The organism is Clostridium budayi, assembly GCF_055396605.1.
On the sequence record NZ_AP042456.1, the window covers coordinates 1,111,546 to 1,123,189 of the forward strand.

The following is an 11,644-nucleotide window of genomic DNA, read 5'->3' on the forward strand; positions in this document are numbered from 1 at the left end:
GATGTTATAATGTAAGAGAAATAAACTATTTAAATTAATAAGCAATAATATGGTAAAGGGAGATGAATTAATTGAAGTTAATAATTAACGGAGATGATTTTGGATTAACAAGAGGGGTTTCAGAAGGGATTATGAAATGTATTAAAAATGGAATACTAACAGATACTTCTGCAATGACTAATATGCCATTTTTCGAAGAAGCTATAAGTATTGCAAAAAGTGAAGGTATAAATGAAATGGGAATACACTTAAATATAACTTGTGGAAAACCAGTTTTACCTCAAAGTGAAGTAAGTAGTATTTGTGATGCAAATGGGAATTTTTATAGAAAGCCAGAGCTAATTCCTTCTAATATAGATCTTTCTCAATTAGAAAAAGAATTAAGAGCTCAAATTGAGAAGTTTAAAAAGACTAATATGAAGATTAACCATATAGATTCACATCATCATTTTTATTCATTTAACGATGATGTATTTAAATTAGTAATTAATCTTGCAAAAGAATTAAATGTACCTATGAGATGTCCAATAAATGAAAAAAGATATGTTGTAGAACAAAATAATGTTTTATGTCCAGATTTTTTTGATAGTACATTTTATGAAGGAAATATATCAGTAGATTATTTAATTAATAGATTAGAAAATTTTAAAGGTATGTATAACGTTATAGAGCTTATGGCTCATCCATCAAATGCATGCGAAGAACTTAAAAAAATTTCTTCTTATAATGTGATGAGAGAGGCTGAACTTGAAGTTTTAACATCAGAAAAAATAAAAGAATATATAAAAAATAATAATATACAACTAATAAGTTATTCTAACTTATAGAAGAAAGAGAAGTGATATTTTATGACTACAGAAGATATAAAAGATATGGATCCTAATATCTTAGTAAGTATAATAAACTTAAAACTTAGAGACTATTATTCAAGTCTAGAAAATTTATGTGAAGATATGGATATTGATATGAATGTATTAGAAAGCTCATTAGAAAAAAGTGGGTTTTCTTATAACAAGGAAGTAAATCAATTCAAATAATTAAAAGGAGTAGTATTTTAATAAAATGCTACTTTTTCTAATTAAAATTTAATAATTGTCTATGGAATAGAAGTTAATATATGGGGTATAATAAAGAAAAAGATGCATAAAAAGAGGTGGGTATTTATGAATTTTAAGAAAAAAAGCAAATTAGCTATTTTAATGGCAGCTACAACTGCATTAGTAGTTACATTAATAAACGACAAAAAAAGAAAAGAGGAGAGCTTAAATAAAGAAGAATATTAATTTTATAGCTTAAAGGTAGACACTATGAGAACGAATGATAAATTAATAACTAATAAAATATTTGAAGAAAAAGATATTAAAGTATTTTTATATGATATAGAGACTGGACTTCCAAATAAGTATTATATGAAATCAAAAGTTGAAGATATTTTAAGAAATAATTATAGTAAAATAAATGATATGACTGCTTTAATAGTAATAGATATAGATAACTTTAATATTATAAATGAAATGTTTAGCTATAGAGTTGGGGACAAGTTATTAAAATTAGTAGCAAAAAGACTTAAAAAGGTTGTAAATGAGAATGATTTATTGGGTAGATATAATGGTGATGAATTTATAATCTTTAAAGATAAATTTAAAGATATAGATAGTATAAAAAAATTTAGTACAGATATACTTAAAGTAATGGAAGAACCATTTTCTGTATATGATGAAAAGATATATATAACAGCAAGCATTGGTATAGCATTATGTCCTCATAATGGAGAAAATTTTAGTGTTCTCTTAAAGTCAGCAGATGCTGCAATGCATTTAAGCAAGAAAAATGGTAAGAACTGTTATAGTTTTTTTGATAATAGTATTTCTTTAGAAGTTACTAGATTATATAATCTAAAAAGATATTTAAAATCAGCATTAATTAATAATGAATTATTTGTAGTATTTCAACCTAAAATATCTTTAAAGGATTGCAGAATGCATGGTATGGAAGCGCTTCTTAGGTGGGAAAGTAAAGAACTTGGTATTGTATATCCATCGGAAATGATTCCTGTTGCAGAAGCTACTAGATTAATAGTACCAATAGGAAAGTTTGTATTAGAAGAAGTATTTAAAAAAGCTAAGGAATTAATTAGTGAAGGTAGAAAAGATTTTAAAATAGCTGTAAATTTATCAGAACTACAATTAAGATATAGTGCTGTATTTAAAGACTTTAAAGAACTTTCAAAAAAATATGATGTTCCTTTAACTTATGTTGAAGTAGAAATAACTGAAAGTGTATTAATGAAAGAAGCTAATAAAAATATAAAAACATTAAATAAGATAAAAGAATTAGGTGCTAGTATTGCACTAGATGATTTTGGCACTGGTTATTCATCTTTTAATTATTTAAAAAATTTACCTATAGATGTTCTTAAGATAGATAAAAGCTTTATTGATGATGTTACAGAGAATATAAAAAGTAGATGTATTGTTGAAAGTATTATATCATTATCTCATAGTTTAGGTATTAAGGTAGTTGCTGAAGGTGTTGACAGTAAAGAGCAAGTGGCATATTTAAAAAGCGTAAATTGTGATATAATTCAAGGTTATTATTATAGTAAACCCTATAAATTTGATAAGATTAAAGATATGTTTTCAAAAACTTTTAAAAAAGAAATTATTTAATATGAAAATAAGGAGTGTATATCAAGGTTTACTTTGGTATACACTCCTTATAGTTTTATTTTATATATTTAAAAACTTCAGGGGTTTTACAATCAATTGTTTTGAAAGTATATCCTTTGTTTTTATAGTAAGATATTATATCAGGAAGTGCTTTGGCCGTATTTTTATGAAGAGGAGAGGCATGCATTAATAAAACAACTGTGTTTTTATCACTTTTAGAATTTTTTAAAATTCTACTTGGAGATAAATTAGGATTCATACCATCTCCACTATCAGCATTCCAATCATAAATTCTTAAATCATTTTCATGTAATAGTTTTACTAAATCTTTTTTTAATTTATAAAAGCTATTATTTACTCCAAATGGAAATCTTAAAATTTTTGGAGAGCAACCTATAGCGTCTTCGATGGCTTGTTGGGTTTTTAGCATCTCATCTAAAAATTTTTCATTTGAAGTATAAAGATTTTTCTTCTCATGAGTAAAACTATGCAAACCAATAGAGTTTCCTTCATCATAAGCTCTTTTTAGAATTTCTTCATTACCCTTTATTTGATTACCTATTACAAAAAAAGTTGCTTTAACATCCTCCTTTTTTAATATATCTAAAATATCTTTAAAAACGGTTTTTGATGGAGCATCATCAAAAGTTAAATATACAATTTTTTCTTTACAATCTATATTTTCTAAAGAATCTTTATCCTCTGCATATGCATATAATATGTTAAAAGGCAGGATAAATAAAATCATAGAAAATATAAAAAATTTTTTAAACATAAAATTACCTCCTAAAACTCAATAATATTAGTTTTGTTTAAATAATAAAAAATATTCTTTTTATATAAAAAATGTTGATATTTTTTTACTAAGTATGCTATAATTCAAGAAAACAATCTTTAAATTGGTCCAGAGAGGCTAGTAAGAAGTTTTAAAAAATTATGATTTATAGGGATCTTTCTATAAATATTTTTTAGTATGCAATGACTTCTTACTTTTGTAAGAAGTTTTTTTTATACCTTTTAAAAGCAGTCCAGCGAGGCTGACAAAGGGAGAAGTTTAATAAATTTCTCCTTACTAAAATGTAGGAGTGATAAATTTATGCAATTATTTGAAACATGTGAATTAAGAGAAGAAAGAACGTTTAAAGCGAAGGCTGTAAGAGTTGTACTAGCGCTTCAACATCTAATAGCTATGTTTGGAGCTACAGTATTAGTACCAATGCTAACAGGACTAGACTTATCAGTAGCATTATTTACAGCTGGAGTTGGAACATTAATGTTCCATATATGCACTAAAGGAAAAGTTCCAGTATTTTTAGGATCATCATTTGCGTTTATTGCAGTAATACAAGCTGTAGGTTTAGAGTATGGTGATTTAAGATATGCTCAAGGTGGAATGTTTGTAGCTGGGTTAATATATGTAATTACTTCATTTTTAGTAAAGAAAATAGGGGTAGATAAAATAAAGAATGTATTACCAGCTGAAGTTGTAGGACCTATGATAATGGTAATAGGATTAAATTTAATACCAACAGCATTTAATATGGCAAATAAAAATATAGTGTTAGCTTTAATAACACTTGGATCAACACTTTTAATTAAACAATTTGGAAGAGGATTTACTAAACAAATAGCAATTCTTGTAGGAGTTTTTGTTGGATATATATGTGCATTAGCAATGGGACAAGTGGATGTTGTAGAAATAAGTAAAGCACCGCTTTTAGCTATACCAAACTTTACATTACCAAAGTTTGATATAGGGGCAATAATGATTATAGCACCAGTTGTTCTTGCAGTATTTATGGAGCATGTTGGAGATATAACTACAAATGGAACAGTAGTTGGGAAAAACTTCATAGAAGATCCAGGATTAAATAGAACATTACTTGGAGATGGGGTAGCAACTATAGCAGCATCCTTATTAGGAGGTCCTGCAAACACTACTTATGGTGAAAATACAGGGGTTTTAGCAGTAACTAAAAATTATGATCCATCTATACTTAGAATTACAGCAGTAATTGCTATACTGCTTAGCTTTATAGCTAAGTTTGGAACTGCAATTAGAACTATACCAGAGCCTGTTATGGGTGGAATAAGCTTAATGCTATTTACTATGATAACTTTAGTTGGAGCTAAAACAATAAAAAATGAAAAAGTAAAATTTAATGCTAAAAATATAATTATTATGTCAACAATTATATTCGTTGGATTAATAGCACCAAATATAAATCCTATGCTTTATAAAAACTTTGGATTTATGATAGCTATTAAAGTGACAAATACAGTAACAATTTCAGGATTAAGCCTTGCAGCAATTGTTGGTGTAGTATTAAACTTAGTTTTAAATAAATTAGTAAAAAAACAAAAATAATTTAATAAAGAACAGAAGGTAGACATTTAGGCTACCTTCTGTTCTTTATAATATATTATAAAGAAAAATGTAGAATTTTATAGTTTACGTAGGATATATATGGTAATATAAGTGTGGGAATAAACAATTCTATGGGGTGAAGTAATGGGAAGAAAGGGACTTTCTATAAAGATTAATTTCAAAATATTAGATACTATATTTATATTAACAGTTATAATACTTCTCATAATAACAAACGATGTGAAAGATAATGTAATAGTTGTTTGTATATTAGTTTTATATTTTGTATTAAAACAAAGAGCACTTAAACAAAGAGAGTTAAATAAAATTAATGAAGAATCTAATATAAATAAGTTGCGTTATAAACGTGCTATAAAAGGTCTTAATGGAGTTGTATGGGAATTATATGAAGATAATTCTTTATATATATCAAGTAGAGCTAGGGATCTACTTAAAACAGATGAAATTATAGATACTTATGAAAAATTTGAAAAATACATAGTTGAAAAATATAAGTGTGAGGTAAGAGAAACTTTTGATAAGTTTGTAAAGTCAGGATATACAGGAAATTTTACTATTGACTTTGATATAAGGGCAAAAGATGGAAGGATAATTCCAATAGAAGTAAAGGGTTCTAGAGAATTTAATGATGGAAAATATACAGTGTATGGAACTGCTTTTGATTTAATATATAAAAAGAATCAAGAAAGATTACTTAAAGAAAGTGAAAAAAATTATAGACTCGCCTTAAAAGGGACTAAAGATATAATGTTCCAATGGGATATAGAAGATAATATAATTAAGCTAGAAGGAAATCTTCATAGTATTTTATATGTAGTGGAATCTAAAGCATTGAATGTAACATTAGAAGATTTTTTAAATAATATTATAAAAGAAGATAGAGAAAAAATTTTAGATGTTTATAAAATTTGCATTAAAGGTAATGAAGAATATTATGAGTGTGAATTTAGAATGAAATCTATAAGAGAGGTTTCATGGATTAGACTTAGAGGTATGGTCTATGATGAAGAAGGAAAACAAATTATTTATGGATCATTAAGTGATGTAAGTGATAGAAAAGAAAAAGAAGAAAAAATTTATTATATGAATTATTATGATAAAATCACAGCTCAACCTAATAGGAGACTTTTTGAGGAATGTATAAGAAGTAAAATCGAAAATTATCTATTAGAAAATAAAAATCTTGCTATAGCATGTATAGATTTAGATAACTTAAAGGATGTTAATGATAATTATGGACATGACTTAGGCGATAAATTATTAAAGCAATTTTGTATAGTTATAAAAAAAGCATTATATAAAAAAGGATTTTTAGCAAGATTCGAAGGAGATGAATTTGTAGTATCAATAGAAGAGTATAATTCAAAAGAAGAGCTAGAAGAATATCTAAAAAAAATAATTAATATGTTTAATAGACCTATAAGAATTGATACTGTAGATATATACTGTACTATAAGTATAGGGGTTAGTTTTTTAAAAGATGATGGAACAGATTTAAAAACACTTCTTAAAAAAGCTGACATAGCAATGTATAATGCAAAAAGCTTAGGTAAAAATCAAATAAGATTTTTTGATAAAGAAATAGAAAATACAATAAAGAGGAACTTAAAAATAACAGATGAATTAAAAAAAGCATTAGAAAGAAATGAACTATACGGGTTGCTTCAGCCTAAAGTAAATACATTCTCTAAAAAGATAGAAGGTGTTGAATATTTAATTAGGTGGAAGAATAAAGAACTTGGTTATGTATCACCTTATGAATTTATAACTTTAGCAGAGAAAAGTGGAGATATAATAGATATTGGGAAATTTATCATAGAAGATGCTGTGAAAATTTGCAAAAAGTTAAATGATGTATCAGAATATCCTATAAAGGTTGCAATAAATATATCACCAATACAACTTAGAGATAATGAAATAGTTAAAATTATAAAAGATAATTTAGAAAAGTATGGAGCTTTAGCTAAAAATATTGAATTTGAAATTACTGAAAGCACAATGATGAACTCAATAACTAAAAATTCTAAATTATTAAATGATATAAAAAAAATAGGGATAACTATTGCACTTGATGATTTTGGAACAGGATATTCATCATTTAGTTATTTAAGAGATCTGCCTATTGATGTTCTTAAAATAGATAAGAGCTTTATTGATTATATAGGTAAGGATAAAAAGAGTGAATACATAATAAAGAAACTTATAGAGTTATCACATTATTTTAATTTAGATATTGTTGCAGAAGGAGTAGAAAATAATATTCAGTATGAATTTTTAAAGAAAATAAATTGTGATACTATACAAGGATATTATTTCTATAAACCTTTATTGGTCGAAGAAATTTTGAAAATAATAAAAGAATAGTAACAAAATTACCTCTTAAATCATAAGGTGTATTGTACACTTAATTTAGGGGGTTTTTTATTTGGGAATTGAAAAGAATAGAGAAAGAAATAAGCGTATTTTAATGCATAAACCAAAAGGAAAAACCAAGGGTAAAATAATTGTATACACTATGATGAATAGTTTAGATGGAGAACCAATTAGTGGAGTGAAGATTAATCTTTATAGAATAAATGGAGTTTCACCAAATTTAGAGGCAACTATATATAGTAATAAAGAGGGGAAGGCTGAGTTTAAAAACATAGAAAATGGAAATTATAGAATAATAGAAATAATTGATAAAAGTATATATGAAAAGCCATGCTATATAAGATGGAATGAAGTTAATATATCAAATTATTTAAAAGAAGAAACAATATATATAATAAATAAGAAAAAAGATAGTATACCTAATTAATTAGAAATCCTCATAAAGTTAGATTTGAATAAATATATTAAATTAATGACAGAAATATTATATAAAATTTTTTAGAACAATAGAATTTAAATCTATTGTTCTTTTTTATGTTTAGAGTTTTTAGATAAGTTTATATGTATTAGATGTTTTTACTATTATAAAAATCTTTGTGCTAATTGTATTGATAAAACAAGATTCTTATTAAAAATTGTATAAGATGTTGTTTAATAAATAAAAAAATGTGTGTATCATTTACTTGGTATTGTGTAGTTAATTTGATTTAAAAAGAATTAATAAACATATAAATCTAAACTGATAAAGTTTCTTTTTATGTAAAAATTATATAAAAGATACACACATGGTATTAAGAGTGACTTTTCTGTGTATAAAATAAGTAAATTGGTGAAGTTGACAGTGTATATTTAATTTGCTAATTTTAAGATGACAAAGGAAATGGAAATAACTTTTAAATTTAGTGGGGGTGATATTCATGAAAATGAATAAAGATTTAATTTTAGAATTTATTCAAAATTGGTCTGTAACTGCACAAGCGCGCGAAGGTTTATCCACTCAGTTTTTGTCAGATAGTCTTAAAATTGATCGAGCAAATGTTAGTCGTATTTTGAATCAGTTAGTTAAAGAAAAAATTATAGAAAAGATTGGGGGACGACCAGTTCTATATAGAATGATTGATGATAAATCAATTATTGAACAATCTTGTTTTTATGACTTAATAGGATACGATGGCAGCTTAAGGGAAGCAATTCAATTTGCAAAAGCAGCAATTATGTATCCTTCGCATAGTTTATCTACATTAATTACGGGTCCTAAAGGATGTGGAAAAAGATATTTTGCTAAAAAGATTATTGAATATTCTATCGAACAAAATGTTTTACCTAAAGATGCTACCCATATACATATTAATTGTTTAGATTATGCTGATGATTATAAGATGATTGAAGAAGTATTTAATTCATCAATAAACGAGTTAAATCAGGTAAAAAAATGCGTGTTGTATATTGAGCATATTGAGTTGATGTTAACCTCTTTAAGAAATGAATTTATAGAATTAATCAATTGTAAATCTAAGAATAATATTATTATTGCTACTTGTGCTGATGATGTTTCAGAAAGTTTGAAGAACATATTGGTAAATAAGTTTGATGTTAATATAGATTTACAAAGTTATCAGAATAGACCAATCTTAGAGCGATTTCAATTTATTGAAAAATTCTTTATAGATGAATCAACGTCAATGCAAAAAGAATTACATGTAAATTCAAAACTTATTTATTGTTTGTTGATGTATGATTGTTTGGGTAATATTGGACAATTAAAAAGAGATATTAGAATTGGATGTGCTAATAGTTATGTTCGTAAATTAGATTCTAATAAATCTTATATATCCTTAGCTATTAATGATTTTCCAAATTATGTTGGGCGAGGAATTTTAAAATACAAGAATTATCATGAGGAATTAAAAGCAATTATTTCAGAAAACTCTAAGTATGTATTTACAAAGGGGGATGTTAAAAAAGAAGAAACCTTGAATGGTTCTGAAAGTATCTATGATGTTGTGAATAATAAGGTAAGTGATTTAGAAAATCAAGGATTAAACAGAGAAGATATTTCTATGATTATTAATGCTGATATTGAAAAGGAATTTAAACAGTATAGCAATAATCTTAGTGAACAAGTCATTAATATTGAGGAGTTATCTAAAGTTGTCAGTGAGAAATTGATTTATATGGTTTCACATTTTTTAAGAAAAGTAAGTATTGAATGTGAAAGATTTTTTCCAGAATCAATTCTGTATGGATTATGTTTGCATTTACATGAAACGATTCTTAGAAAAGGTGAAAGGCGTAAGCTAAAGAAATCACAGATTCATGAAATCCTTGGTAAATATCCTACTGAATATGCTTTGACAATTGATTTTGTTTCACTAATTGATGAGGAATTTAATGTTGATTTGCCAATGGATGAAGTGGTTTTTATTACTATGTTCTTATGTGATCATTTTTATGAAAATAAAGAAACTATAAAACCTGTATTACTTATAGCAATGCATGGTGAATCTACAGCAACTTCAATTTGTAAAAGTGTAAACAATTTAGTTAGGGAAACAATAGCATATGGCTTTGATATGCCATTAGAACAATCGCCAATGGAAGCTTATGAACGATTAAAAACATTAATGTTAGAAATTGATAGAGGCGCAGGAATAATGGTTATGTATGATATGGGGAGTCTGAAAACAATGGCTGAAATGATTTCAGAAGAAGTAAATGTACGAATAGAAGTACAAGAAGTTCCTGTAACATTATTGGCTATTGATTATGCAAGAAAGTGTTTAATGAGCCATACATTGAAGGAAGTCTTTGATAAGATCAAACCATTGAGCTTTGAATCAGATGTTTATTATGAAAAGACTTTTGAAGAAGATGAAAAAAAGGCTATTATTACATTGTGTATGAGTGGTCAAGGTGGAGCAGTTCAAATGAAAGAATATATAGAGGAGGTTTTAGGAGATTTTCCAGTAAAAGTTATTCCATTAGCTATTTCTGATAATAAAGAACTATTAGCAGAAATTAATGAAATAAGAAGGAGCAGCAGTATATGTTGTGTTGTTGGAACATTTAACCCTAATCTTTACCCATACGTTCCTTTTGTAAGCGTTTCTGCTCTATTTGAGACAGATAGAATGCAATTACGTAAGTTGCTACATTTACATCATCCTGATTATTTGAGTGAATCTAGTCTTTATAATAATTTAGAAGAATCGCTATTAATGATTGAAAGTAGTGAAATTAAGAAAACCTTACCACCGATTATAGATGGATTAGAGTTATTAATAGAGGAAGATTTTTCAAAAGATCAGATGATTGGATTATTTATGCATATATCAGCACTTATAGATAGACTTCTTCAGGGAGAAAAAAGTCCAAGTTATAATAAAACATTAAAAATAAAAGAGGAGTATTATAAATTATTTGAATCAATTAAGAAAATGCTTCAACCATTAGAAAGAAAATTCAAAATACGCTTTTCAGGTGATGATATTGCAATGATTTTAAGTTATATGAAAAAAATATAGGGGGTTTAGGTTATGAAAGAAAACGAATTAATGGAAGAAAATAAATCGATTGAAGAATATGCTTTTCAGTTGATTGCTTATTCAGGAGATGCAAGAAGTTCTGCATTTAATGCTTTACATGCTGCCAAAAAAGGTGAGTTTGATGAAGCAAAATCATTACTTGAAAAATGTAAAGAAAGTGCAGTTATGGCTCATAAAATTCAAACTGAAATATTAACGTCAGAAGCTGGAGGAAATAAGTTTAATATTAGTGTTTTATTTGTTCATGCTCAAGATCATCTAATGACTTCAATGTTAGCAGAGGAATTGATTGAAGATATGATTGATATGAGAAAAGAATTAGATAAATTAAAAAATAAATAGGAAAAGAAGGGGATTTTAATTATGAGAATTATGTTAGTTTGTGGTGCAGGAGTTTCAACAAGTATTTTAATGAAAAAAATGATGGATTATAGTAAAGAAAATAATATTGAATTAGAAGTAAAAGCATATGGTTTTGAAGATGCTATTGGACATTTTGAAGAATATGATTGTGTTTTAATAGGACCTCAAATTGCTTATCGTATTGATGATATTAAAGAAGTTTGTCAAAAACCAATTTCAGCAATTAATCCTATGGATTATGGTATGGGAAATGCTGAAAGTGTGATTAAAGCTGCTCAAGACTTATTAAAATAAAAATAGTGGGA

At 26.2% G+C, this 11,644-nt stretch carries 10 protein-coding genes; 9 read left to right on the forward strand and 1 reads right to left on the reverse strand.

Annotated features, from left to right (window positions below; genetic code table 11):
* Nucleotides 1–71 precede the first annotated feature (71 nt).
* The 3 genes from ACZ5TJ_RS05190 (at nucleotide 72) to ACZ5TJ_RS05200 (ending at nucleotide 2,669) form a co-directional block, all read left to right on the forward strand.
* A complete protein-coding gene (locus ACZ5TJ_RS05190) occupies nucleotides 72–827 on the forward strand; it encodes a carbohydrate deacetylase (RefSeq protein ID WP_464201749.1) in 756 nt (251 codons plus the stop codon).
* A gap of 21 nt (nucleotides 828–848) precedes the next feature.
* The gene (locus ACZ5TJ_RS05195; protein ID WP_464201750.1) at nucleotides 849–1,037 is read left to right on the forward strand and encodes a DUF4250 domain-containing protein; all 189 of its coding nucleotides are present in this window, start codon (nucleotides 849–851) and stop codon (nucleotides 1,035–1,037) included.
* A 270-nt stretch (nucleotides 1,038–1,307) separates the two neighbouring features.
* Complete coding sequence (locus ACZ5TJ_RS05200; protein WP_464201751.1) at nucleotides 1,308–2,669, forward strand: putative bifunctional diguanylate cyclase/phosphodiesterase; 1,362 nt, start codon at nucleotides 1,308–1,310, stop codon at nucleotides 2,667–2,669.
* 55 nt (nucleotides 2,670–2,724) lie between these two features.
* Here the strand turns inward: ACZ5TJ_RS05200 and ACZ5TJ_RS05205 are convergent, their stop codons facing one another.
* Complete coding sequence (locus ACZ5TJ_RS05205) at nucleotides 2,725–3,444, reverse strand: polysaccharide deacetylase family protein (RefSeq protein WP_464201752.1); 720 nt, start codon at nucleotides 3,442–3,444, stop codon at nucleotides 2,725–2,727.
* Nucleotides 3,445–3,765: 321 nt separating this feature from the next.
* Here ACZ5TJ_RS05205 and ACZ5TJ_RS05210 point away from each other — a divergent pair, with 321 nt between their 5' ends.
* From ACZ5TJ_RS05210 to ACZ5TJ_RS05235, 6 genes are all read left to right on the forward strand, one after another.
* Nucleotides 3,766–5,037 (forward strand): uracil-xanthine permease family protein, encoded by a 1,272-nt coding sequence (locus ACZ5TJ_RS05210; RefSeq protein WP_464201753.1) that lies wholly within the window; start codon nucleotides 3,766–3,768, stop codon nucleotides 5,035–5,037.
* 144 nt (nucleotides 5,038–5,181) lie between these two features.
* Entirely contained in the window at nucleotides 5,182–7,422 is a 2,241-nt protein-coding gene (locus tag ACZ5TJ_RS05215; RefSeq protein WP_464201754.1) for a sensor domain-containing protein, read from the forward strand.
* Nucleotides 7,423–7,483: 61 nt separating this feature from the next.
* A complete protein-coding gene (locus ACZ5TJ_RS05220; protein ID WP_464201756.1) occupies nucleotides 7,484–7,858 on the forward strand; it encodes a prealbumin-like fold domain-containing protein in 375 nt (124 codons plus the stop codon).
* A 490-nt stretch (nucleotides 7,859–8,348) separates the two neighbouring features.
* Entirely contained in the window at nucleotides 8,349–10,955 is a 2,607-nt protein-coding gene (locus ACZ5TJ_RS05225) for a PRD domain-containing protein (RefSeq protein WP_464201757.1), read from the forward strand.
* A 12-nt stretch (nucleotides 10,956–10,967) separates the two neighbouring features.
* Nucleotides 10,968–11,318 carry a PTS lactose/cellobiose transporter subunit IIA gene (locus ACZ5TJ_RS05230; RefSeq protein WP_464201759.1) on the forward strand — a complete coding sequence of 117 codons (351 nt, stop codon included), beginning with the start codon at nucleotides 10,968–10,970 and terminating at the stop codon, nucleotides 11,316–11,318.
* Between the two features lie 21 nt (nucleotides 11,319–11,339).
* Nucleotides 11,340–11,633, forward strand: a complete 294-nt coding sequence (locus ACZ5TJ_RS05235; protein ID WP_464201760.1) for a PTS sugar transporter subunit IIB — start codon at nucleotides 11,340–11,342, stop codon at nucleotides 11,631–11,633.
* Nucleotides 11,634–11,644 lie beyond the last annotated feature (11 nt).